Genomic DNA, 23,634 nt, shown 5'->3' on the forward strand with positions numbered 1-23,634 from the left:
GTGCTCAGCCCTCGCCGCGCAGGTTGTGCTTGACCAGCCAGGCGAGCAGCGAGGCGGCGATGGCCTCGGGCTGATCCTCGGGGGTGTGATGGCCGGCGGGCCCGTGCATCACGATCTCCAGACCGGACACGTGGGCGGCGCACCAGTCGATGGTCTCCTTGCCCGTCATCGTGCCCGGTCCGGGCTCGAAGGTGAGCAGGAGCTTGGGCACCTCCGCGCTGTCGGCCAGCCACTCGTCGTAGGCGGCGACCCTGGCCACGACGTCGGCCGGCTCCCCCTCCAGGGGCATCGCCCGCGGCCACTGCAGCAGCGGCAGCCGGCTCTGCCTGGTCGGGTAGGGGCGGCGGTAGACCTCGTGGTCCTCCTCGCTCAGCCCGCCGGCGATGGTGGCAGGAAGCGCTTTTTCGATGAACGCGTTCTGGTCCAGGACCATGGCCTCGCCCACACCGGGCGTGCGCATGGACTCGAACAGCGGGCGGGCACCGGTGGGGAAGTCTGCCCAGGACATCGGCCTGATGATCGTCTCAGTGAACGCGATGCCCCGGACCCGTCCGGGATTGCGGGCGGCCCAGTCGAAGGCCAGGGCGCCGCCCCAGTCGTGACCGACCAGCACGACCTGATCGAGACCGAGCGCGTCGAACCACGCGTCGAGGTAGCGGGCGTGATCGTGGAAGGTGTAGGCGATGTCGGGCTTGCCCGACTCGCCCATGCCGATGAGGTCGGGTGCCAGGCACCGGCCGTACTGGCTGACGGTGGGCAAGATGTGCCGCCACAGGTAGGACGAGGTGGGGTTGCCGTGCAGGAAGACCATCGGCGTCCCCGCGCCGGCCTCCCGGTAGAAGATCGTGGAATCAAGAACATGGGCAGTGGGCATGGCAGGTCTCTCTGCGAAGATGGCATACTAGACAGGTACCTGACCATACTAGAACTAGACAGGTGGCTGTCAATATGAGCCGAGATCCGTCCGCCAAGCGCCTGCGGCTCGCCCTCCTCCTGCGCCTCCTCCACCGCGAATACGCCCATGACATCGAGGCGTCCCTCGCAGAGGCGGGCTTCGGCGACATTCGCTCGGGGGATGCCAAGGTCTTCCCGTTCGTCCCGCCCGAGGGAATAGCGATACGCGAGCTCGCCGTCCAGGCCGGCGTGCGCAAGCAGACCATGGCACAGTCGGTCGACCAGCTCGAACGTGCCGGTTATCTGGAACGCCGCACGAATCCCCGCGATGGCCGGTCACGGTTGATCGTCCTCACGGAACGGGGAAGGGCGGTACGGCCGCTGGCGGCGGGCATGGGAGACAGGATCGAACAGCGGTGGGCCGAACTGACCAGTCCCGAGGAGTTCGAGACCCTCCGCGGCCTCCTGCACCGCCTGCTGGACCGCATCGGCCAGGCGGACCCCGACGCGGCCGCCCGCTTGACGTCGCTCGACGACAGTCATCTCGACTGACCCCCAACCGTGCACGGTACGGCGGGTGTCGTGCGGGCGCAGGGTGCGCGCTGATGTCTGCCCTCGTCAGCGATTTGTTGCTCACGCCTCGGCCAGGAGTTCGAGATCACGTCCGCGTGGCGAGTACAGATACGACATGGTCCACGTACGCCTTGACGTGGCCCGTGAGGTGAGCAGCAGGTGGGGCGGTCCTGTTCGCGCACGCCATGGTCTGGCCGGACCGGCTCCGAACCGCCCTTGTGAGCTCCGGCGGCTGAGCCGGTACGGGCTCGGGTGCTTCAGGTGCAGGTGATGGCGATCGGCGTGGTGGCGACGCGCTGGGAGAAGTCGGGCGCCCCGCCGTCCAGGTTGGCGAAGCCGTAACCCATGACGTGGTAGTTCCCCGGCACGCAGGACACCATGTTGAGCTTGTAGACGTAGGCGAGGTTGTACTGGTAGATCTCGGCGTAGTTCAGGAAGGTGCCGTCCCGGTACAGGGAGAGGTAGCCGCCGATGAACGAGACCTTCTGGTTGCACGAGACCTCGACGTAGGCGTACACGTTCGTCGTGTACAACTGGGTCGGGTTGGTGATGGTGATGGTGCAGCTCAGGGCCGAGGCGCCGGCCGCGTTCGCCGCCTGGGCGGGTGACACGCCGAGCGCCAGGGCGGCTGCCGCGCCGAGTGCGAGGGCGCGCCTTGCACGGTGAGGTTTCAAGAAGTCATCTCTCCCTACTGCCTCTGGGGCGGGGGGTTCTTGGGCGAGAGTCACACGACGACCGCGGGTCCGGACAGGCCCATTTCGGGTGGTGACCGGCGCCCTGGTGGTCGTATCGCGGCTTCCGGGCGGCCCGTATCCGCCGGACGACGTCGCCCGGCGGATCAACCGGCCGGTCGCGGGCCTCGTGACGGGGAGCGACGGTGTCGTCGCGGTCGCGTCCGCGTGGCGGTGCGGGTGAAACTTTCACCACCGGCTCTGGCCAACCGGTTCGCCACGGGCGCGCGCCGGTCGCGCTAGCGTGCTGCTTATGATCATCCGTACCTGGAGAGGCTGGACGCGGGCGGCCGACGCGGCCGACTACGAGGCCTACCTGATGCGCACCGGATACGCCGAGTACACCGCCACCCCCGGCAACAAGGGCGCCTACTTCACCCGCCGCGACGCCGGGGACCGCACCGAGTTCTTCCTGATCACCATGTGGGACTCGTGGGAGGCGGTGAAGGCGTTCGCCGGTGAGGACCCGTCCGTGGCCGTCTTCTACCCCGAGGACGAGCGCTTCCTGGTCGACAAGGAGCTGACCGTGGACCACTACGACATGTTCGCCGGCACGTAGGACGGACGCATGATCACCGAGGCCCCGGCGTTCACCGCTCCTTCCGCAGCCAGCGGGTGATGCCCAGCGTCTCCAGGAACGGCAGGTCGTGGCTGACCACGATCAGCGCCCCCCGGTAGGCCGACAGGGCCTGGGCGAGCTGGCGGACGCTGGACATGTCGAGGTTGTTCGTGGGCTCGTCCAGGAGGAGCAGGTGCGGCGGGGGCTCGGCCGACAGCAGCGCCGCGAGCACCGCGCGGAACCGTTCGCCGCCCGACAGCGTGCCCGCCGCCCGCTCCGCCCGCTCGCCCCTGAACAGGAAGCGCGCCAGCCGCGCCCGCACCTCGTTCACCGGCGCTGACGGCGCGAAGCGGCGGACGTTGCCGAGCACGCTCAGCGAGTCGTCCAGCAGGTCGAGCCGCTGCGGCAGATAGCCGGTCGGGACCGGGTGGTCGCCGTCCGCGACGCTCCGCAGCAGGGTCGTCTTGCCGGACCCGTTCGGGCCGACCAGGGCGATCCGCTCGGGGCCGCGGACGACCAGCTCCGCGATCGGCTCGCCGTCCTCCTCAGGCCCGCCGCGGAGCTCGTACAGGCCCGTCAGGTCCGGCAGGGTCAGCACCGTGCGGCCGGCCGGGACCGCCGTCTCCGGCAGGGTGACCCTGATCTCGTCGTCCTCGCGCAGCGCCTGCTCGGCCTCGGTGAGGCGGTCGCGGGCCTGGTCGAGCTTCTCGGCGTGCATGGTGCGGTGCTTGCCCGCCGAGACCTGCGCCGCCCGCTTGCGGCCGCCCATGACGATCTTGGGCTCGCGTTTGGTCGCGTTCATCTTGTTGCCGTACCGGACCCTCCTGTCCAGCTTGGTCTGCGCCTCCTCCAGCTCGCGTCTCTGCCGCCGGACGTCGCCCTCGGCCGCGCGGACCGTGCGCTCGGCGGCCTCCTGCTCGGCCTCCAGCGCCTCCTCGTACGCGGTGAGGTTGCCGCCGAACATCCGTACGGCGCCGTCCCGCAGGTCGGCCACCTGGTCCACGAGGTCGAGCAGGGCGCGGTCGTGGCTGACGACCACCAGCACCCCGGACCAGGAGCGGACGGCGGCGTAGAGCCGGCGGCGCGCGTCCAGGTCCAGGTTGTTGGTGGGCTCGTCGAGCAGCAGCACGTCGGGGCGGCGTACGAGGAGCGCGGCCAGCCCGGTCATGACCACCTCGCCGCCGGACAGCGTGGCGGCGGTGCGGTCCAGGTCCAGGTGGCCGAGGCCGAGCCGGTCGAGTTCGGCGCGGGCGCGCTCCTCGACGTCCCAGTCGTCGCCGATCACGGTGAAGTGCTCGGCGGCGACGTCCCCGTTCTCGATGGCGTGCAGGGCGGCCCGCCGCGCGGTGATGCCGAGCAGGTCGGCGACCGTGCTGCCGATGGCCAGCGGGAGGTTCTGCGGGAGGTAACCGATCTCGCCGGCCACGCTGATCGTGCCCGAGGACGGGCGCAGTTCGCCGGCGATCAGCCGGAGGAGGGTCGACTTGCCCGACCCGTTGACGCCCATCAGGCCGGTGCGGCCGGGGCCGAAGGCGACGTCGAGGTCCGACAGGACGGGCGTGCCGTCGGTCCACTCGAACGAGATGGCGTCACAGACGATGGAAAAAGACATAAGGGCGGCTCCCTGACGTGTCTAGAAATTTCGGGACACGTGGAGACACCGCGCGCGCAGGCCGGGAAGACCGGAAAGGAGATGGCCGAAGGAGAGGCGATCGTCTGAGGTCGGGCATGCGCACAGCGAAATGGCGCGGCGTCTCGGCCTCAGATCTCCAACAGGATCACCTCAGGGGTCGGCGACAAGGACGCCGAAACCCTACCCGCTCGACCTTCCGAGATCAAGGGGTGGAGCCAACTCCACCCCCGTCGTGAACCTGAATCCATTCACGGGGCGGGCCGCGATCCCTAGCGTCGTCATCGAGGGCTTCGACGAGACGGGGGACCGGTCATGAGCGAGATCACGCGGCGGCTGTTCATCGGGGCCGGGGCCGCGGCCGGGGGCGTGGCGGCGGCCGGCGGGGTCACGACGTCGGCCAGGGAGGCACCACTGTCAGGACCTGTTGTGGTGCGGCCCGGGGACCCGCGCTACGAGTACCTGGCGGTCCGCAGGACCAACCTGCGCTTCCGGCACGAGCCCGAGTACTTCCACCTGGCCGGCTCCACCGAGCAGGTCGTCAAGGCGGTGCAGGAGGCGGTGCGGGCCGGCCGCCGGGTCGCCGTGCGCAGCGGCGGCCACTGCTACGAGAACTTCGTCGGCGACGGCACCGAGGTCGTCATCGACCTGTGTGAGATGTCCGGCGTGTACTTCGACGCCAGGCGAGGCGCGTTCGTCATCGAGGCCGGAGCCACGCTGATGGACGCGTACCGGACGCTCTACCTGGGCTGGGGCGTCACCATCCCCGGCGGCCAATGCGGGGGCGTGGCCGCCGGGGGGCACATCGCGGGCGGCGGGTACGGGCCGCTGTCCCGCCGCGACGGGCTGACCGTCGACCACCTGCACGCCGTCGAGGTCGTGGTCGTCGACCGGGACGGCCGCGCCCGCGCCGTCGTCGCCACCCGGGACCCCGGCGATCCGCACCACGACCTGTGGTGGGCGCACACCGGCGGCGGCGGAGGCAACTTCGGCATCGTCACCCGTTACTGGATGCGCGACCCGCGCGCCCGCGGGAACGACCCGGCCGAGCTGCTGCCCAGGCCGCCCCGCACCGTCCTGTCCGGAGTGGCGATCTGGTCGTGGCAGGGGATGGACCGTGCCTCGTTCCGCAGGCTGCTGCGCAACTACGCCGACTGGCACGTACGCAACAGCGAGCCCGGCAGCCCGAACCTGTCGCTGTGGGGCTCCCTGATGATCCCCGGCAGGCAGGCGGGCGACGACCCGGGCGGGATGATCATGCCCACCCAGATCGACGGCGACCTGCCCGGTGCCGAGAAGCTGCTGCGCGACCACTTCGCGTTCGTCGCCGACGGGGTCGCGCCGCCGCAGTACGTCCCGCCGCTGGTCCGCCAGCCCTGGTACGAGGCCGTACGGGAGCTCTCACTCGGCGCGGACGCCGAACGGGGCCGGTACAAGGGCAAGTCGGCCTACCTGCGGGAGAGGTTCACCGACGAGCAGGCCGACGTGGCCTACGACCGTCTCGGCGAACCGGGCGAGATCTCCTCCCAGGGCATGCTCTGGCTGCTGTCGTACGGCGGGAAGGTCAACACCGTGCCGCCGGAGGCCACCGCCACCGCCGAACGCCGGTCGGTGCTCAAGGCGCTGCACCTCGTCACCTGGGAGGAGGGCCAGGACGGCGACGCCCGCATGGCGTGGGTGCGCGGCCTGCACAGGGACACGTTCGCGAGCACCGGCGGTGTCCCGGTCCCCGGCGGCAACTGCGGCGGCGCCTACATCAACTACCCCGACAGCGACCACGCCGACCCGGCCTGGAACACCTCCGGCGTCCCCTGGTCCACGATCTATTACGACGGGAACTACGCCCGCCTCCAGCGGGTCAAGCGCCGCTACGACCCCCGCGACGTCTTCCGCCACGCCCTGTCGGTGCGGCCGTAGCCGGCGCCGGGTCAGCCGCCGCCCCGGCGCTTGGCCCGGGCGCCGCAGTTGCCGTAGCCGTCGGAGCCGCCGGAGGCCCGGTCGTCGAAGAACACGTGCCGGCCGGCCCTGCCGGTCCGCGTCGTCCCCTCGAAGGCGACGCACTTGTTCCTGGCGTAGGCCTTCACCGGTCCCGCGTAGTACTTGTAGTCACTCTTGTCCTGGTAGGTCCGGTCGGGGGTCTCGACCCAGAGGGTCGCGGTGGTCCAGGTGGGCACTCCCACGTGCCTGGTTTTGATGGTGACGACGCAGTTCTCTCCCGTACGCGCGCTGTAGAGCAGGTGGACGTGGGCCCAGACGACGCCCTCGCGGTCGGTCACCGGCCGGGTGCCGTTCGCCACCTTCCCGAAGCCGGGACCGCACACCTGCTCGGGGGTGTGCCCGCCGTGCGCGGCGGCCGGTGAGGCGGTCAGGGCGGTGGCGAGCAGGGCCGCCGAGACGAGTCCTGCCGTGGTTCTGCTCATCATGAGATGTCCTCCCGAGTCGTGGACGGTGATCACGAGAGTGCGGGGCGGGGCGATTGTCCGGAACCGTCCGGCGTGAAGTGCGGACAACGAGTTTGTCCGTGGACAAACCGGTTCTCGTCAGATGATCATCGGAGATGGGGTGGGAAGGGGGCGGTCGCGATGGAACGCAGGGCGGGCAGACCCCAGGGCCGGCCGAGAGGGAGTACGGAGCAGGCCAACGCGCTGGCGGAGTTCCTGCTCGGGCTCACCGGCGGGACGACTCTCCGCGAGCTGGCCGGGCGCTATCACGTGAGCAAGACGCTCTGGGGTGAGTACCGTTCCGGTGAGAAGATCATCCCGCTGGAGTTGCTGCGGCGGCTGGTACGCGACCGTACGCCTGACGAGCGCACCCGCCGGACGCGCCTGGAGACCGCCGAGCGCCTGCACGCGGCAGCCCTCGCCACAACCCCCCAGCCCTCCACCGCCCTCACGGAACCGCCCCCCGCCTCTCCCGCGTCCGTCGAACCGATCGGTCCCGCGGCGGGTGGGGTGCCGGTGGGACGGCGTAGGCGGCGTCCTCTGCTGTTCATCGGCGTCGCCGGGATCGTGGTGCTCGCCGTGCTCGTCGCCCTGGCCGGGTGGGAACCGCCGAGCGCGCCCGGCGTCCCGGCGAGCGGCGTCGTGACGGCCCCGCCTCTCTCGGGCGCCGGGGTGTTCTCCGTCGGGCCGGGCGGCCGGGGCGTCTTCCGGTGGGACGGCGGGGAGGAGTGGACGAAGATCGGGGACGCCGCGAAACGCCTCTGGGCCGGTCCCGCGGGCCTGTTCGCGACGGGCATGGACGACCGGCTCTACGTGTACGGCGGGAGTCCCGGCGTCTGGTCACCCATCAGCGAGCCGGGCGCCGACTTCGCCGTAGCCGGTCCGCGGTTGCACCGGCTGGCCGCGGACCGCCAGTCCGTCCACGTCTGGGACGGGCAGGGCGCCTCCTGGACCTGGATCGGCGCGCCGGCGACACGCCTGTACGGCGGCACGCGAGGCCTGTTCGCCGTCGCCCCCGGCACCGGCTGGATCTGGTTCTACCGGGACAGACCCGGCCACTGGGACTTCGCCGGCACCGAGGGCGCCTCGTTCGCGGTCACCGGCCAGGGCCTGTACGGCCTCACCCCGGATCGCGGCGCGGTGAACCGCTGGACCGAGGGGGAGCCGCCGGCGTCACGGCGGCGATGGGTGCACGCGGCGGGCCCCGCGGGCGAGCTGTACGGAGGCGCCGAGGGCCTGTTCTCCACCGACCCGCCGGGCGTACGGCTGCGCGTCCTGCCGGAGCCGGGACCGGGGGCCTGGCAGGACATCGGCCCGGCGGGCGCGGAGACGCGGGTGGGCGGCCGGGCGGTGTACGTCCTGGCCCGGGATCGTTCGCGGATCCTCCGCTGGACCCGCGACACCGGCGCCTGGCAGCGCATAGGCGGACCCGCTCAGACCCTGGCGGTCTGGGAGGACCCGGACGGTCAGGCCGAACCTCACAGGGCGGGTTAACCGGGGGTTCACCGGTCACCCGTACGTTGACGGGCCATGAGCTGGAAGTACAGGGCCAACGCGACGCTAGAAGGACTGACCGGTTACACGATCACCCGCGCCGGGAGGCGGCGGGCGGCGAAGACGCCCGAGCCGAGGCCCGCGCCCAGACCGGCGCCGGAGACGCAGCGGCTGCCCGACGACGTGGTGCGCGAGCCGGTGGACCCGGCGCACGACCGGCTGCTCCGCGAGCCCGTCTTCCTGCTGTCGTCGGTCCGGTCCGGCTCGACCCTGCTGCGGGTGATCCTGAACTCCCACAGCCGGATCCACTCGCCCATCGAGACGCACTTCCGCCGCATGACCGTGGCGTTCGGCACCGACCCCGTACGGCAGGCGATGCGCCTGCTCGGCCACACGCACGCGGACGTCGAGCACCTCGTCTGGGACCGGCTGCTGCACCGGGAGCTGTCGCGCAGCGGCAAGCCGATCCTGGTGGAGAAGACGCCGAGCAACGTGTTCGTGTGGAAGCGCCTCAGGACGTGCTGGCCCGACGCCAGGTTCATCTTCCTGCTGCGGCACCCGATGTCGATCGTGCAGTCCTGGCACGAGGCCGACCCCGTCAAGCGGCCCATGGCGGAGGCCGTGCCGCGGACTCTCGCGTACATGAACTACCTCCAGGAGGCCCGCACCCAGCTGGAGGGCCACACCCTGCGCTACGAGGACCTGGTAGCCGAGCCGGAAGGGACGCTGAAGGACCTCTGCGCCTTCCTCGGCGTGTCCTGGGAGCCCGGAATGCTCAACTATGGAGACAAGGATCACGGGACGTTCCAGAAAGGGGTGGGCGACTGGCGCGACAAGATCAAGAGCGGTACGGTCGTCGCTGGCCGCCCGTTGCCCCCAAACGACGAGCTGCCTCCCGAGCTCGAGGAGATCTGCAGGCTCTGGGACTACTGCTGACGAGCGCGGCCATTTCGTTATCCGGCTCCGGCAGAGTTCGCTTGCCGTTCTCCCGTGGTTCGCACCCCGATCTCACACTGCACCAAAGGTGTCCTGCATGATCCCCGCTCCCTCACGTCGCACCCTCCTGGCGGGTGCGCTGGCCGGCCTGTCCGTCCCCGCCGCCGCGTCGCCGGCGCAGGCCGCGCTCGTCTCCCGGCCCAACTTCCTGGTCATCCTCGCCGACGACCTGGGGTGGGGTGAGATCGGCATCAACGGGCAGAAGAAGATCGTCACGCCGAACATCGACCGGCTGGCGGCCGACGGGGTGCGGTTCGAGGCCGCCTACTCGGGGGCGCCGCTGTGCGCGCCGTCGCGCTGCTCGCTGCTCACCGGCCTGCACGCCGGCCACTCCACCGTACGGGAGAACCCGGAGGGCGGCCCCCAGCGCGCGCTGCGGGAGGGCGACCTGACCTTCGCCGAGCTGCTCCAGCTGGCCGGCTACCGCACGGCGTGCATCGGCAAGTGGGGGTTCGGCCCCGAGCTGCCCGGCCAGCCGTCGCATCCGAACGAGCGCGGCTTCGACGAGTTCTTCGGCTACATCAGCCACCGCCACGCCCACCAGTACTTCCCCAGCTACCTGTGGCGCAACGGCGGCAAGGTGGCGATCACCGGGAAGAAGTACGCGCCCGACCTGTTCCTGCGGCAGGCCGTCGACTTCATCAAGAAGCCGTCCGACCGGCCGTTCCTGCTCTTCTTCCCGACGAACCTGCCGCACTCGCCGAGCGAGGTCCCCGGCAACGCCGGCCGCTACAAGGACAAGCCGTGGAGCCGCGCCAACCGCCGCCACGCCGCCCAGGTCACGCTGCTCGACTCGTACGTGGGCGAGCTCGTGGGCGCGCTGCGCGAGGCCGGGGTCGCCGACGACACGATCGTGCTGTTCATGAGCGACAACGGCCCGCACCGCGAGAAGGGCGTGACGCCCCGGCTGTTCGACTCCAACGGCCCCTTCCGCGCCGACAAGCGCGATCTGTACGAGGGCGGCATCCGGGTGCCGCTGATCGCCTGGTCGCCGAAGATGCGCTCCCGGGTGGAGACGCGGCCGGTGGCCTACTGGGACCTGATGCCGACGCTGGCCGACCTGGCAGAGGTGCCGGTGCCCGACGGGATCGACGGCCGCTCGTTCCGCGGCATGCTCAGCGGCGGTGCCGGGCCCGACCACGACCACCTGATCTGGAACCGGCCGCGCAAGGCGCAGGCGATCCGCCGCGGCCGCTGGAAGGCGATCAGGTTCGCGCCCGGCGTCGAGGGCGCGGGCCCCGACGGCAGGATCGAGCTGTACGACCTCGACGAAGACCTCGGCGAGCGGAAGGACCTGGCCGCCATCAGGCCGGACGTGGTCTCCGAGCTGATGGACCTGCTCGACCGGTCGATCGGCCCCGACCCGCGCCGCCCGTACGGGCTCAGGGTGACGGCCTCCGGCGACCGCGTCACCGTGACGCTCGTCAACGGCTCGGCCGTCACGTGGCGCAAGGTGCGGCTCGGGCTGACCCTGCCGCGCGGGGGCAAGGTGACGGCCCGCAGGGAGGTGGCCGAGTTGCTGCCGGGCGAGGAGACCAGCGCGACCTTCCGGGTTCCCGGGCGCGGACTGGTCACCGGGTCGGCGGCCTTCCGCTCGGGGAAGAAGCGGCACACGTTCCGCAGGACCTACCGCCACCAGCGCAGCCTTGTGTGAAATATCGCATCATTCGGCAGCCCGTGATGTGAAGCGTGTACAAAGAGGGCTATGCCAGAGCGGGCGGACGATCTCTCCGCGGTGATCTCGGCGGTGCTGACGGGCACCCGCCTGCTCGTCGGCATCGCCGCCCGCTCGCTCGGCGCGGTGGCGGACCGGGTCACGCTGTCGCAGTTCAGGATGCTGGTGGTGCTGGCCACCCAGGGGGAGACCAAGCTCGTCACGATGGCCGACCTGCTGAACGTCAACCCCTCCACGGCCATGCGGATGGCCGACCGGCTGGCCGCCGCCGACCTGATCGTGCGCGAGGTCAACCCGCTCAACCGCAGGGAGAGCCTGATGCGGCTCACCCCGGAAGGCCTGCACGTCGTGGACGAGGTGACCGCCCGCCGCCGCGCCGAGATCGGCACGATCGTGGCGCGCATGTCGCCGGAGCAGTGCCGCGCGCTGGTCGCGGCCATGAACGCCTTCAACACGGCGGGCGGTGAGCCTCCCGGGGAGGGCCCGCACCCGCTGGGCTGGCCCGAGGGCTAGGACGTGATCGGTTTGGGCAGGGCGGCGATCGCCTCCTGGACCGTGCCGTACGACCTGAACCGCTTGGTCAGGCCCGTGACGTCGAGCACCCGCTGGACCCGGGGATGGAGCTCGCAGAGGACCAGGACGCCGCCGGACGCCTCGGCCCCGCTCGCCGCCGCGATCAGGACGCTGAGCCCCGACGAGTCGCAGAACTCGACGCCTTTCATGTCGACGACGACCTTCGCGGGCTCGGTGCTCGCGATGGCCTCGGCCATGCAGCGGCCGCACTCGGCGGCCGTAGCGATGTCGAGCTCACCCGACAGGCTGAGGACGGCGGCGCCGCCGTTGGGGGTGATGATCCAGGAGAAGCCGGGCTGCATGTCTCCGCCCTCCTAAAGTGTGACATTTCACCCTTGAGCTCACCATTGCACAATGCAATGAATCCAGGCAGTACCCAAGAAACAACGCCAACATGCGCCGAGTCCCGTTAATCTCGCCGCTGCGCGTCAACGATGTGACTCAGCGCTACTGGAGCGTACGTCCTGCAAGCCACGATTGCCAGCCCCGGCATCGTACGGGCACATTGAGCGCATGGATCCGGTCAACCTGCGCGAGTACGAGCAAGCGGCCAAGGACAGATTAGACCCCGATCTCTACGACTATTTCGCCGGCGGAGCCCAGGACGAGGTGACGCTGCGTGCCAACGAGGCGGCGTTCCGGCGGCTGATGCTGGTGCCCCGGGTGCTGACCGGCGCCGGCGAGCCCGCGCTGGACGTCACGATCCTGGGACGGACGGCGTCGATGCCGGTGCTGGTGGCGCCCACCGCCTTCCACCGGCTGGCGCACCCGGAAGGGGAACTGGCCACCGGGCGGGCGGTCGCCGCGGCCGGGGGCATCATGATCACCGCGATGCTGTCGACGGTGGCGATGGAGGAGGTGGCGGCCACCGGCGCCGAGCTCTGGTTCCAGTTCTACCTGCAGCCGGACCCCGGCTACACCGAGCACCTGGTGCGGCGGGCGGAGGCGGCCGGATGCCGGGCGCTGGTCATCACCGTCGACTCACCCGCGCTGCGGACAGGGGAGCGGGCCAGGAGCGCGCTGCTGGAACTACCGGCGGGACTGTCGTGCCCCAACCTGGGCGGCGACGGCGACATCCGGCAGGTGACGCTCTCACCGGAGATCTCGTGGGAGCACGTGGACCGGCTGCGCCGGACCACCTCGTTGCCGATCGTCCTGAAAGGCATCCTGCACCCGGCCGACGCCGCCCTGGCGGTCGCGCACGGCGCCGACGCGATCATCGTGTCCAACCACGGCGGACGCCAGCTCGACTCCGCCGCCGCCACCATCGACCGCCTCCCTGCGGTCGCCGACGCGGTGGGCGGTCGCGTGCCCGTCCTGCTGGACGGCGGCGTGCGGCGCGGCACCGACGTCGTCAAGGCGCTCGCCCTGGGCGCCCGCGCCGTCGCGATCGGCCGGCCCGTGGTGTGGGGGCTGTCGGTGGCGGGCGCCGACGGCGTCGCTCACGTGCTGGCGCTGCTCCGCGCCGAACTGGCCAACGCGCTCACCCTGTGCGGCCTCGGCTCGGCCGGCCAGGTGCCGCGCGACCTGGTCGTCACCGACGGCCCGGCGGCAGCGCCGTAAAGTCGGCGAAGTCGAACCCCGGCGACACCACGCAGCTGACCAGGACCTCCTGGTCTTCCGCGGGCCTGGCCGACTGCCACACGCCGCCGGGTACCACGGCCTGCGGCACCTGCCCGCGCTCGACGTCCGGCCCCAGGATCACGCTCTCGTCGCCGATCGTCAGCCGCAGCGGACCGCCCCGGTGCCACAGCCACACCTCGTCGGAGCGCACCATGTGCGGCACCGACTCCTCGCCCGGCTGCAACAGGAAGTAGATCCCGGTCGCGGAGGCCCGGGCGCCCTCGTACCCGTCGGGCCGGAACGTCACCCCGGCCCGCCACGTCTCCCTGAACCACCCGCCCTCAGGATGCGGCAGCAGGTCGAGCGCCCGCGCGACCGGCGGCCGCGGCTCGAACCCCACCGGCGCCCCGGTCACGTCCCGCCGCAGGAACCGCGTCCCGTCGAGCACGAGCTGCCCCTCCAGCCCCCGCGCCAGCGCGTCCTCCTCGCCGGCCACCTCGAACACCGGCCCGTCCGGATAGATCATCAGCTCCATCCGGCGGATTCTACGGGGGCGCGGTCGATCGTCTTCGCACGGTCGCGGAATGTCGGTCGGCGTGGCTAATGTGCGGCGAGTGATCGAACGGTGGAGCCGTGATCAGGTCCTCTCCCTCGCCCCCGACGCGTCCTCACGGAAGGCCGCCCAGGGGGTCGCCGCGCCGGGCAGGTGGCCGGTGCGCGGTCTGACGGGCGAGGTGCTGTTCGGCGAGTGCGAGGGCAGCGGCGCCACGCCCTACCAGGCCTGCGTCGACCTGGGCGAGCCCGCCTACCGGTGCAGCTGCCCGAGCCGCAAGTTCCCCTGCAAGCACGCCCTGGGGCTGCTGCTCCTGTGGTCCTCTGACGGCGTCCCGCCTGCGGACGGGCTGCCCGCGTGGGCGGGGGAGTGGCTCGCCCAGCGCGAGGCCCGCGCCGCCCGCTCGGCCGCCCGGCTCGAAGCCGCGCCGTCCCCGCCGCCCCGCAACGGCGAGTCGTTGCGGCACGGGCGGGTCGCGGCCGGGCTGGCGGAGCTGGAGCGGTGGCTGGCCGACCAGATCCGTCAGGGCCTGGCCACGGCCGCGCCGCACGACTGGGAAGGTCTGGCCAAACGGCTCATCGACGCCCAGGCGCCGGGCGCGGCCGGCATGGTGACCAGGCTCGCCCGGGTCAGGGACGAGGACGAGTGGCCGGGCCGGCTGCTGGAGGAGCACGCCCTGCTCCACCTCCTCGCCGTCGCCTACCGCAGGCGTGCCGAGCTGCCCCCGGAGCTGGCCGAGACGGTGCTGATGCGGGTCGGGTTCCCGGTCACCCGGGAGGAGGTGCTGGCCCGTCCGATGGTGCGCGACCGGTGGGACGTCCTCGGCCGGCGCGACGAGGAGCAGGACCGGCTCACGGCCCGCCGCGTCTGGCTGCGCGGCCGCTCGACCGGCCGCGCCGCGCTCATCCTGTCCTTCGCCCCCTCCGGCCAGCCCCTCGACGCCTCCCTCGTGACGGGCACCACCATCGACGCCGACCTCGCCTTCTACCCCGGCGCCGCCCCCCTCCGCGCCCTCGTCGCCCACCGCCACCCACCCGCCCTTCGAGAAGCCGTCGCAGAACACGCGCCGCAGCCCTCGGCTCCTTCGGGAACGCTCGCGGGGCATGCGTCGCCGTCCCTTTCGGGAGCCGGCTCTTCTCGTACGGGCGTGCGCGCCGACGCCCCAGAGGCGCCTCCGATGGGCGGATCGGGCGCTGAGACGGGGTCGTCTGCGGGGGATGCGCGCGGGGCTTCTTCGGAAGCGGGCGGGGTCGTGCCGGGGATGAGTGCCGACGACGCGATGGGGGAGGTCGCCGCGGCGCTGGCCGCCGACCCGTGGACCGAGTCGTGGCCGCTGGTGCTGACCGGTGTGGTGCCGGGGGAGGCCACGCTGGCCGGGTTCCCGCTGCTGGCCTCGTGGCGCGGGGTGTGGCGGCTGCTCGCCGTGTCCGGCGGGCGGCCGGTGACGGTGGCCGCCGAGTGGACGCCGCGCGGCCTGCGCCCCCTGACGACCTGGGACGAGAACGGGACGGTGGTGATCCTGTGAAGACCGGCGACCCTTCGGCGGCACTCCGGGCGACGGCGAACGACTGGGAGGAGCTGGCCTCGACGGCCCTCGTCGGGACCGACCGCAGACCGTACCCCGGAGACCTGCTCGGCGCCGCCGCCGTCGAGACGGTGCGGCGGCGCGCCGGGCGGCGGCCCGTGGAGCCCGAGGGCGAGGAGGCCGCGCCCGGGGAGGAGCAGGAGCCGGTCGGCAGGCGCGCCGCCGAGCGGCTGGCGCGCATCGTGGCCGGCGAGCACGAGAGGCTGCTGCCCGAATGGCTGGCCGTCGCCGCCGCGACGGGCCGCAGGGTGCCGCCCTACGTGCTGCCCGAGCTGCTCGAACGCGGCCGGTGGGACCGATCCGTGCGCGCCCACCTCGGGGTGATCGCCGGACGGCGCGGCCGGTGGCTCGCCGCGCGCAACCCCGCATGGGCGTATCTCCTGGACGAGCCGACCGGCGAGACGTGGGAGCTGGGCAGCGCCGCTGACCGGCGCGCCCACCTGCGGCGGCTCAGGAAGCAGGACCCCGCCGGGGCGCGGCGGCTGCTGGAGACCACGTGGGAGCGCGAGACGCCCGACGACCGGGCCGCGTTCACGGAGATGCTGGCCGACGGGCTGTCCATGGACGACGAGCCGTTCCTGGAGTCGGCGCTCGACGACCGGCGGCGCGAGGTGCGCCAGGAGGCCGCCAACCTGCTCACCCGCCTGCCGGGGTCCCGGCTGTCGCGGCGGATGGCCGAACGGGCCCGCGCCTGCCTGACCGTCACGCCCGCCGCGATCCTCGTCGAGCCGCCCGCGGGCTGCGACGGCGTGATGGAGCGCGACGGCATCAGGGCCAAGCCGCCGCGCGGGTTCGGCGAGCGGGCCTGGTGGCTGCAGCAGGTGATCGCCCGCGCGCCGCTGACGATGTGGGGCGAGCCGCCGGAGAGCCTGCTCGCCCGCCGCATCCCCGAGTGGGACGGCGAGGTGAAGGCCGGCTGGGTGCGCGCCGCGGTGCTGCAGCGCGACCCGGCGTGGGCGCGGGCGATGTTCGCCTGGGATCCGATCGCCGACCTGCTGGAGGCGCTCGGCCCTGACGAGCAGCAGGAGCTCGCCGCCGGGTTCACCCTGGGCCACGACCTCGACAGCCAGCTGATCATGGTGCTCGGCGGGGTGTCGCCCTACTGGCGGGAGCCGCTCGCCTCGGCCGTCCTGCACAAGATCGTCAAGGTGGCCGCCAGCCAGCCGTGGAACCTCGACGAGCTGGTCCGGCTGGCCGGCGAACGCCTCGACCCCGGCCTGGCTCCGCTGGCCGAGAGCTACTCGCCCGCGCCGGCCGTCCAGCGGGTGGCCGCCTCGCTGCGCTTCCGCGCCGACATGTTCAAGGAGTTGTCATGACCGTTCTGCGTCCCCACGCGGAAGACCAGTACGCCGACGAGCTGGCCCTGCTCGCCAAGGAGGACGACCGGGCGCGCCCGCCCGGCTGGAAGCTCTCGCCGTGGGCGGTCACGACCTACATCCTCGGCGACGGCGACCGCGTCACCCCCAAGTACGTCGGCGCCCGCCGCATCGTCGAGGTCGCCGTCGCCACCCTGGCGACCGACCGGGCGCTGCTGCTGCTCGGCGTGCCCGGCACGGCCAAGACCTGGCTGTCGGAGCACCTCGCCGCCGCCGTCAGCGGCGACTCGACGCTGCTCGTCCAGGGCACCGCCGGCACCGCAGAGGAGGCCATCCGGTACGGGTGGAACTACGCGCGGCTGCTGGCCGAGGGCCCGTCCCTGGACGCGCTGACGCCGTCCCCGGTGATGCGGGCGATGGCCGAGGGGCGGGTGGCCAGGGTCGAGGAGCTCACCCGCATGCCGTCCGACGTGCAGGACGCGCTGATCACCGTGCTGTCGGAGAAGACGCTGCCCATCCCGGAGCTCAACCGCGAGGTGCAGGCCGAACGCGGCTTCAACGTCATCGCCACCGCCAACGACCGCGACCGCGGCGTCAACGAGCTGTCCAGCGCGCTGCGCCGCCGCTTCAACACGGTCGTGCTGCCGGTGCCCGCCACGGCCGAGGAGGAGGTCGACATCGTCGCCCGCCGCGTCGCCCAGCTCGGCCGCTCGCTGGAGCTGCCCGAGACGGCGACCGCGCTGTCGGAGATCCGCCGCGTCGTGACCGTCTTCCGCGAGCTGCGCGCCGGCCTGACCGAGGACGGCCGCACCAAGGTCAAGTCGCCCAGCGCCACGCTCTCCACCGCCGAGGCGATCTCGGTGCTGACCAGCGGCATCGCCCTGGCCGCCCACTTCGGCGACGGCGTGCTGCGGCCCGCCGACGTGGCCGCCGGCATCGTCGGCGCGGTGGTGCAGGAGCCGGTGTCCGACCGGGTGGTGTGGCGCGAGTACCTGGAGACGGTCGTGCGCGAGCGGTCCGACTGGCGCGACTTCTACCGCGCCTGCCGCGAGGTCTCATGAGCGGCGTCTCCGTCCTGGGGGTCCGCCATCACGGCCCCGGCTCGGCCCGCGCGGTCCGGGCCGAGCTCGAACGCCTGCGCCCCGACGTCATCCTCGTCGAGGGCCCGCCGGAGGCCGACTCCCTCGTCCGCCTCGCCCCTGACCTGGAGCCGCCGGTCGCGCTGCTGGCCCACGTCCCCGGCAGCGCGTCCAGCGCCGCCTTCTGGCCGTTCGCCCGCTTCTCCCCGGAATGGCAGGCGATCCTGTACGGGGTCGGTGCGGGCGTCCCGGTCCGCTTCTGCGACCTTCCCGCCGCCCACACCCTCGCGGAGCCCTCGGAGCCCGCCGAGCCCGCTCCGGAGTCCGCGGAGGAGACGACGCGGCTCGACCCCATCGGGGCGCTGGCCCACGCCGCCGGATACGACGACCCGGAGCGGTGGTGGGAGGACGTGGTCGAGCACCGGGGCGACACGCCGTTCGAGGTGATCGCCGAGGCCGTGGCCGCCGTCCGGGAAGGGTACGTACCGGCCGGGCGGGAGGCCAGGCGCGAGGCGTACATGCGCAAGACCCTGCGTGCGGCGATCAAGGAAGGGCACGGGCGGATCGCCGTGATCTGCGGGGCCTGGCACGTCCCCGCGCTGTCCGGGCCGCTGCCGCCGGTCAAGGACGACAACGCGGTGCTGCGCGGGATGCCCAGGGTGAAGGCGGAGCTGACCTGGGTGCCGTGGACGTACGGGCGGCTGGCCTGGTGGAGCGGCTACGGGGCGGGCATCACCTCGCCCGGCTGGTACGACCACCTGTTCACGGCCCCCGACCGGCCGATCGAGCGGTGGCTGACCGGGGCGGCGGGGGTGCTGCGCGACGAAGGGCTGGCGGTGTCGCCGGCGCACGTGATCGAGGCGTCGCGGCTCGCCCACGGGCTGGCGGCGCTGCGCGGCCGGCCGCTGGCCGGGCTGGGCGAGGTGACCGAGGCGGCCCGGGCGGTGCTGTGCGAGGGCGACGACCTGGCGGTCGAGCTGATCCACCGGCGGCTGGTCGTCGGCGACCGGCTGGGGCTGGTCACCGACGGCACGCCGATGGTGCCGCTCCAGCGTGACCTGCGCGACCAGCAGCGCAAGGTGCGGCTCAAGCCCGAGGCCCTCGACCGTGAGCTCGATCTCGACCTGCGCAAGCCGCTCGACCTGGCGCGCAGCCATCTGCTGCACCGGCTGCGGCTGCTCGGGGTCGGCTGGGGGGAGCCGGGGGAGGCGCGGGGCAAGGGCACGTTCAGGGAGACGTGGCGGCTGCGGTGGGAGCCGGAGTTCGACCTGGCGCTGATCGAGCGGGCGGCTCTCGGCACCACGGTGGCGACCGCCGCGACCCGCCACGCCCGCGACCGCGCCACCGGCACGCCCGCTCCCGGACCGATGCCCGGTGGCTCGCCGGGGCCCGGTGGGACGGCAGGGGGTTCTCCCGGGTCCGGCGGTGGGTCCGGTGGGGCGTCGCAGGGCGGTGGGTCCGGCGGGGTGTCGCTGGCGGAGCTGACCGGGCTGGTGGAGCAGTGCCTGCTGGCCGACCTGCCCGAGGCGCTGCCCGACGTGCTGGCCGCGCTGTCCGCCAAGGCGGCGCTCGACACCGACGTCACCCGGCTGATGGCGGCTCTGCCGGCGATGGTGCGCGCGCACCGGTACGGCGACGTGCGCGGGACCTCGGCCGAAGGGCTGAGGGTGATCGTGCGGTCGATGCTCGACCGGATCTGCGTGGGCCTGCCCGTCGCGGTGACCCGGCTGGACGACGAGGCGGCGGCCGGGCTGCTCGGCCACGTCGACGCCGTGCACACGGCCATGGGCCTGCTGGACGAGGGGCCGGGCGGGCCGGATCACGCGGGGGAGCCCGAGCAGCCCGGCGGCGGCGCGGCGTCGCCGCGTGAGCGGTGGCTCGCCACGTTGCTCGGGCTGTGCGGGCGTCAGGATCTGCACGGCCTGGTCGAGGGGCGGCTGACCCGGATCCTGCTCGACGCCGGGGAGATCGACGACGCCGGCGACCGGATGGCCAGAGCCGCGTCGCGGGGTGAGTCGCCCGCCAGGACGGCCGCCTGGGTCGAGGGGTTCCTGTCCGGCGGCGGCCTGCTGCTGGTGCACGATCCGCGCCTGTTCGGGCTGGTCGACGAGTGGCTCACCGGGCTCGGCGCCGAGCAGTTCGTCGAGGTGCTGCCCCTGCTGCGGCGTACCTTCGGCAGCTTCGCCGTACCCGAGAGGAGAGCGGTGGGGGAGCGCGTGCGGCAGGGCGGGCGCGCGGCGGAGGCCGCGGAGCCGGAGCTGGACGAGCGGCGCGCGGGAGCGGCCGCGCGCACCGTGCTGGAGATCTTGGGGAGTGCGCATGGCTGACCAGGACGAGCGGCTGCGCCGGTGGCGGCTGGTGCTCGGCGGCGGCGACGCCGACGGCACCGGCCACGGCCTGCGGGGCGCCGACGCGGGGATGGACACGGCGCTGGCCGCCCTCTACGGGCAGGGCGGCGGGGGCGGCAAGGCGGGCGGGCGCGAAGGCGGGCTGGGCGCGTCGGCGCCGCGGGTGGCCCGCTGGCTGGGCGACATCAGGACCTACTTCCCCGCCACGGTCGTCCAGGTGATGCAGAAGGACGCGATCGAGCGGCTCGACCTCACCCGCCTGCTCCTGGAGCCGGAGATGCTTGACGCCGTCGAGCCCGACGTCCACCTGGTGGGCACGCTGCTGTCGCTCAACCGGGTGATGCCCGACCAGGCCCGCGAGTCCGCCAGGGCGGTGGTCCGCGCGGTGGTGGCCGAGCTGGAGAGACGGCTCGCCCAGAAGACCAGGGCGGCCGTCACCGGCGCGCTCGACCGCAGCGCCAGGAACCACCGCCCCAGGCGCGCGGCCGACATCGACTGGGACCGCACGATCCGCGCCAACCTGAAGAACTACCTGCCGGAGCGCGAGACCGTCGTCCCGTCGCGGCTCGTCGGCTACGCGCGCAGACAGCGGGCGGTCCAGCGCGAGGTGGTGCTGGCCATCGACCAGAGCGGGTCGATGGCGGCCTCGGTGGTCTACTCCAGCGTGTTCGGCGCCGTCCTGGCCTCGATGCGCTCGCTCAAGACGTCGCTGGTGGTCTTCGACACGTCCGTGGCCGACCTGACCGACCAACTGCACGACCCGGTGGAGCTGCTGTTCGGCACCCAGCTCGGCGGCGGCACCGACATCAACAGGGCCATCGCCTACTGCCAGGGCCTCATCACCCGGCCGGCCGACTCGATCTTCGTGCTGATCAGCGACCTGTACGAGGGCGGCATCCGGCGGGAGATGCTGCGCCGGGTGGCCGCGATGACCCAGGCCGGCGTCCAGGTGATCGTGCTGCTGGCCCTGTCCGACGAGGGCGCGCCGTTCTACGACCACGAGAACGCGGCGGCGCTGGCGGCGATGGGCGTGCCCGCGTTCGCCTGCACCCCCGACGCCTTCCCCGATCTGATGGCCGCGGTGATCGAGCGCCGCGACATCGGCCGGTGGGCCGAACGCAACCTCGGCGGCCCCGGCCAGGCAGGTCCCTAGGGCGGACGGCCTACGCCCTGCGCCCGATGTGCCGGCCCGCCGGTTCGCGTAGCTTGACGGATCATGACGATGACTGCGGAGCGCGCCCCCGGCGTGCTCTCCTCCCGATACCGCGGGCTCAGCGTGGGGCTGGTCGCGCTGATCATGCTGGTGGCCTTCGAGGCGATGGCGGTGACCACCGCGATGCCGGTCGTGGCCCGCGAGCTCGGCGGCCTGCACCTGTACAACCTGGCCTTCAGCGCCACGCTGGCGGCGAGCGTGATCGCCACCGTGCTCGGCGGGCGGTGGAGCGACAGGAGCGGGCCGATGCCGCCCATCGCCGCGGGGGTGGCCGCCTTCGTCGCGGGCCTGCTGCTCGCGGGCGCGGCGCCGACCATGGAGGTCCTCGTCGCGGGCCGGTTCGTGCAGGGGCTCGGGGCCGGGCTGATCCAGGTGGCGCTGTACGTGTTCGTGGCCCGGGTCTACCCGCCGGAGCTGCACCCGAAGGTGTTCGCCCTGTTCTCGGCCGCGTGGGTGGTGCCCTCGATGGTGGGGCCGACGATCGCCGGGCTGGTGGCCGAGCACGCCGGCTGGCGGTGGATCTTCTACGGCGTGTCCCTGATCGTGGTGCCCGCGGCGCTGCTGCTCTGGCGGGGCGGCGGCGACCGGGCCACGGGCGGGGCCGGCGCGGCGGACGCCCCGGCGATCGGCGGCAAGCTCGCCTGGGCCGCGCTCACCGCCGTCGCCGCCGCGCTCATCCAGTACGGCAGCGCGCTCGGGCTGGGCGGCGTGCCGCTGCTGGCCGCGGGCGGCGCGCTGCTGGCCGTCGCGCTGCCCCGGCTGCTGCCCGCCGGTTCGCTCAGGGCCGCCCGCGGCCTGCCGAGCGGGCCCGTGCTGCGCGGTCTCGCCTACGGCTCGCTCATGGCCGCCCAGGTCCTCATCCCGCTCATGCTCACCCAGGAGCGCGGCCTGTCGCTGGCCGCCGCGGGCGTGGTGCTGACGGTCGGCGCGCTCGGCTGGTCCGCCGGTTCCTGGATCAAGGGCCGCGGCACGATCGGAAACATGACCGCCCTGCGCGGCGGCGCCCTCATGATCGCGGCCGGCATCTCGCTGGTCTCGCTCGTCCTCATCGACGCGGTCCCGATCGGGCTCGCGCACGTCGCGATGGCGATCTCCGGGCTGGGCATCGGCATGCTCCACCCCACAGTGTCGGTGCTGGTCCTGGAGATGTCGGCGAAGGGCGAGGAGGGCGGCAACGCGGCTGCGCTCGGGGTCGGTGAGTCGGTGTTCACCGTGGTCGCCGTCGCCGTGAGCGGCGCCCTGTTCACCGCCACCGGGCAGGGCTACCTCGTCGGACTCGCCTTCACCGTCGTGCTCGCTCTCGGCGCCGCGTGGGTGGCCCCCCGTTTCGTCCACCCCGCCGGGGCAGGCACACTGGAGGAGGCCGCGTCATAAGAGGGGGGCTCATGCCGCGAGTGCGGGAGCTGGAGGTGCTTCGTGTCGTGCTGCCCTACGGCAGGCGCACGGAGTGCCTGCTGGTGAAGCTGACCGACTACGGCGGCATGACCGGCTGGGGCGAGGCCGTCAGCCCCGCGCCCAAGTCCTGGTCCAGGCTGGAGGAGACGCTCGGGGCGGTGCTCATCGGCGTCGACTGGGAACACCCCGACAGCGTGCCCAGCGGTGACCCGGCCGTCGACATGGCCTGCTGGGACCTGTGGACCCGGATGCGCGGGGTGCCGCTCGCCGACGCGATCGGCGGCACCCGCACCTCGCTGATGGCGACCGTGCGGCTCACCCCCGACCTGTCGATAGAGAGCCTGGTGACGCGGGTCAACCAGCAGGTGTGCGCCGGCTACGGCCACGTGACGCTCGACGTGCGGCCCGGCTGGGACGTCGAGCCGGTCCGGGCCGTGCGCGCCGCCTACCCCGCGCTCACGCTCGCCGTCGACTGCGGCAACGCCTACACCGACGGCGGCCAGCTCGTCGCGCTCGACGCCTACGGGCTGGAGGTGATCGAGCGCCCCTTCCCGGCCGGCGACGTGTACGCGCACGCCGACCTGCAGGACCAGGTGAGCGCCTCGGTCGCGGTCGAGGTCCACCGCACCGCCGACCTCGACGACTACCTGACGCTGCGCGCGGCCAGGGTGCTGCTGCTGCGGCCGTCCGCCTTCCCGTCGATCAGCGAGACCCGCCGCGCCCATGACCGCGCGGTCGCGGCCGGGTGGGACATCCAGTGCGCGGGCGGTCAGGGCGCCGGGCTGGCCAGGGCGGCCACCGTCGCCGTCGGCAGCCTGCCGGGCTGCACGCTGCCGTGCGACGTGACGCAGCCGCCGCGCAACAACCAGATCGTCACCCCGATCGTCGGCGCGAACGCGGGCGTCATCGCCGTCCCGTTCACCCAGCCCGGCCTCGGCCACACCGTCGACGAGACCCGGCTGCGCCGCCTGGCGAAGGACTACTTCACCTTCACCGGCTGAGCCGGATTCGGTCGA

The 23,634-nt window shown here is 73.0% G+C and carries 21 protein-coding genes; 15 read left to right on the forward strand and 6 right to left on the reverse strand.

Annotated elements, in window-relative coordinates; translation table 11 throughout:
• Nucleotides 1-4 precede the first annotated feature (4 nt).
• A complete protein-coding gene (locus KME79_RS17650; protein ID WP_219545367.1) occupies nucleotides 5-874 on the reverse strand; it encodes a haloalkane dehalogenase in 870 nt (289 codons plus the stop codon).
• 74 nt (nucleotides 875-948) lie between these two features.
• Between KME79_RS17650 and KME79_RS17655 the strand changes: the two genes are divergently transcribed.
• Nucleotides 949-1,446, forward strand: a complete 498-nt coding sequence (locus tag KME79_RS17655; protein WP_219545368.1) for a MarR family winged helix-turn-helix transcriptional regulator — start codon at nucleotides 949-951, stop codon at nucleotides 1,444-1,446.
• Nucleotides 1,447-1,724: 278 nt separating this feature from the next.
• Here the strand turns inward: KME79_RS17655 and KME79_RS17660 are convergent, their stop codons facing one another.
• Nucleotides 1,725-2,141, reverse strand: a complete 417-nt coding sequence (locus KME79_RS17660) for a hypothetical protein (protein ID WP_148030522.1) — start codon at nucleotides 2,139-2,141, stop codon at nucleotides 1,725-1,727.
• Nucleotides 2,142-2,451: 310 nt separating this feature from the next.
• Here KME79_RS17660 and KME79_RS17665 point away from each other — a divergent pair, with 310 nt between their 5' ends.
• Complete coding sequence (locus tag KME79_RS17665; RefSeq protein WP_148030523.1) at nucleotides 2,452-2,757, forward strand: hypothetical protein; 306 nt, start codon at nucleotides 2,452-2,454, stop codon at nucleotides 2,755-2,757.
• Between the two features lie 31 nt (nucleotides 2,758-2,788).
• Here the strand turns inward: KME79_RS17665 and KME79_RS17670 are convergent, their stop codons facing one another.
• Complete coding sequence (locus KME79_RS17670) at nucleotides 2,789-4,369, reverse strand: ABC-F family ATP-binding cassette domain-containing protein (protein WP_219545369.1); 1,581 nt, start codon at nucleotides 4,367-4,369, stop codon at nucleotides 2,789-2,791.
• A 333-nt stretch (nucleotides 4,370-4,702) separates the two neighbouring features.
• On the opposite strand from KME79_RS17670, the gene KME79_RS17675 reads away from it, so the two are divergent.
• Nucleotides 4,703-6,304 (forward strand): FAD-binding oxidoreductase, encoded by a 1,602-nt coding sequence (locus tag KME79_RS17675; protein WP_219545370.1) that lies wholly within the window; start codon nucleotides 4,703-4,705, stop codon nucleotides 6,302-6,304.
• A gap of 11 nt (nucleotides 6,305-6,315) precedes the next feature.
• Here KME79_RS17675 and KME79_RS17680 read toward each other — a convergent pair whose 3' ends face one another.
• A complete protein-coding gene (locus KME79_RS17680) occupies nucleotides 6,316-6,810 on the reverse strand; it encodes a hypothetical protein (RefSeq protein WP_219545371.1) in 495 nt (164 codons plus the stop codon).
• Nucleotides 6,811-6,969: 159 nt separating this feature from the next.
• On the opposite strand from KME79_RS17680, the gene KME79_RS17685 reads away from it, so the two are divergent.
• The 4 genes from KME79_RS17685 to KME79_RS17700 all read left to right on the forward strand — a co-directional run bounded on the left by KME79_RS17685 (nucleotide 6,970) and on the right by KME79_RS17700 (nucleotide 11,506).
• Entirely contained in the window at nucleotides 6,970-8,322 is a 1,353-nt protein-coding gene (locus tag KME79_RS17685) for a hypothetical protein (RefSeq protein ID WP_219545372.1), read from the forward strand.
• A gap of 36 nt (nucleotides 8,323-8,358) precedes the next feature.
• On the forward strand, nucleotides 8,359-9,258 hold the full coding sequence (locus KME79_RS17690; RefSeq protein ID WP_219545373.1) for a sulfotransferase family protein: 900 nt from the start codon (nucleotides 8,359-8,361) through the stop codon (nucleotides 9,256-9,258).
• A gap of 97 nt (nucleotides 9,259-9,355) precedes the next feature.
• Entirely contained in the window at nucleotides 9,356-10,972 is a 1,617-nt protein-coding gene (locus KME79_RS17695) for a sulfatase-like hydrolase/transferase (RefSeq protein WP_219545374.1), read from the forward strand.
• Nucleotides 10,973-11,023: 51 nt separating this feature from the next.
• A complete protein-coding gene (locus KME79_RS17700; RefSeq protein ID WP_219545375.1) occupies nucleotides 11,024-11,506 on the forward strand; it encodes a MarR family winged helix-turn-helix transcriptional regulator in 483 nt (160 codons plus the stop codon).
• Here the strand turns inward: KME79_RS17700 and KME79_RS17705 are convergent.
• On the reverse strand, nucleotides 11,503-11,868 hold the full coding sequence (locus tag KME79_RS17705) for an anti-sigma factor antagonist (protein WP_148030531.1): 366 nt from the start codon (nucleotides 11,866-11,868) through the stop codon (nucleotides 11,503-11,505). The genes KME79_RS17700 and KME79_RS17705 overlap by 4 nt on opposite strands.
• A 211-nt stretch (nucleotides 11,869-12,079) precedes the next feature.
• Between KME79_RS17705 and KME79_RS17710 the strand changes: the two genes are divergently transcribed.
• Nucleotides 12,080-13,129, forward strand: coding sequence for an alpha-hydroxy acid oxidase (locus KME79_RS17710; RefSeq protein WP_148030532.1), 1,050 nt, complete (start codon nucleotides 12,080-12,082; stop codon nucleotides 13,127-13,129).
• Here the strand turns inward: KME79_RS17710 and KME79_RS17715 are convergent.
• Nucleotides 13,101-13,664 carry a cupin domain-containing protein gene (locus tag KME79_RS17715; protein WP_219545376.1) on the reverse strand — a complete coding sequence of 188 codons (564 nt, stop codon included), beginning with the start codon at nucleotides 13,662-13,664 and terminating at the stop codon, nucleotides 13,101-13,103. The two genes, KME79_RS17710 and KME79_RS17715, sit on opposite strands and share 29 nt — an antisense overlap.
• Nucleotides 13,665-13,743: 79 nt before the next feature.
• On the opposite strand from KME79_RS17715, the gene KME79_RS17720 reads away from it, so the two are divergent.
• From KME79_RS17720 to KME79_RS17750, 7 genes are all read left to right on the forward strand, one after another.
• Complete coding sequence (locus tag KME79_RS17720) at nucleotides 13,744-15,207, forward strand: SWIM zinc finger family protein (RefSeq protein ID WP_308248954.1); 1,464 nt, start codon at nucleotides 13,744-13,746, stop codon at nucleotides 15,205-15,207.
• On the forward strand, nucleotides 15,204-16,583 hold the full coding sequence (locus KME79_RS17725) for a DUF5691 domain-containing protein (protein WP_308248955.1): 1,380 nt from the start codon (nucleotides 15,204-15,206) through the stop codon (nucleotides 16,581-16,583). The genes KME79_RS17720 and KME79_RS17725 overlap by 4 nt, the downstream gene beginning before the upstream one ends.
• Nucleotides 16,580-17,644: an ATP-binding protein gene (locus KME79_RS17730; RefSeq protein WP_148030534.1), complete on the forward strand. Its 1,065-nt coding sequence runs from the start codon at nucleotides 16,580-16,582 to the stop codon at nucleotides 17,642-17,644. The genes KME79_RS17725 and KME79_RS17730 overlap by 4 nt, the downstream gene beginning before the upstream one ends.
• Nucleotides 17,641-19,989 (forward strand): DUF5682 family protein, encoded by a 2,349-nt coding sequence (locus KME79_RS17735; RefSeq protein ID WP_219545378.1) that lies wholly within the window; start codon nucleotides 17,641-17,643, stop codon nucleotides 19,987-19,989. Before KME79_RS17730 ends, KME79_RS17735 begins: the two co-directional genes overlap by 4 nt.
• Complete coding sequence (locus KME79_RS17740; protein WP_219545379.1) at nucleotides 19,982-21,163, forward strand: VWA domain-containing protein; 1,182 nt, start codon at nucleotides 19,982-19,984, stop codon at nucleotides 21,161-21,163. Before KME79_RS17735 ends, KME79_RS17740 begins: the two co-directional genes overlap by 8 nt.
• 63 nt (nucleotides 21,164-21,226) lie before the next feature.
• Nucleotides 21,227-22,597, forward strand: a complete 1,371-nt coding sequence (locus KME79_RS17745) for an MFS transporter (RefSeq protein ID WP_246640008.1) — start codon at nucleotides 21,227-21,229, stop codon at nucleotides 22,595-22,597.
• Between the two features lie 11 nt (nucleotides 22,598-22,608).
• Nucleotides 22,609-23,619: an enolase C-terminal domain-like protein gene (locus tag KME79_RS17750; RefSeq protein ID WP_219545380.1), complete on the forward strand. Its 1,011-nt coding sequence runs from the start codon at nucleotides 22,609-22,611 to the stop codon at nucleotides 23,617-23,619.
• The last annotated feature ends 15 nt before the right edge of the window (nucleotides 23,620-23,634 follow it).

Source organism: Nonomuraea harbinensis (genome assembly GCF_019396385.1).
GTDB classification, from domain to species: domain Bacteria; phylum Actinomycetota; class Actinomycetes; order Streptosporangiales; family Streptosporangiaceae; genus Nonomuraea; species Nonomuraea ferruginea.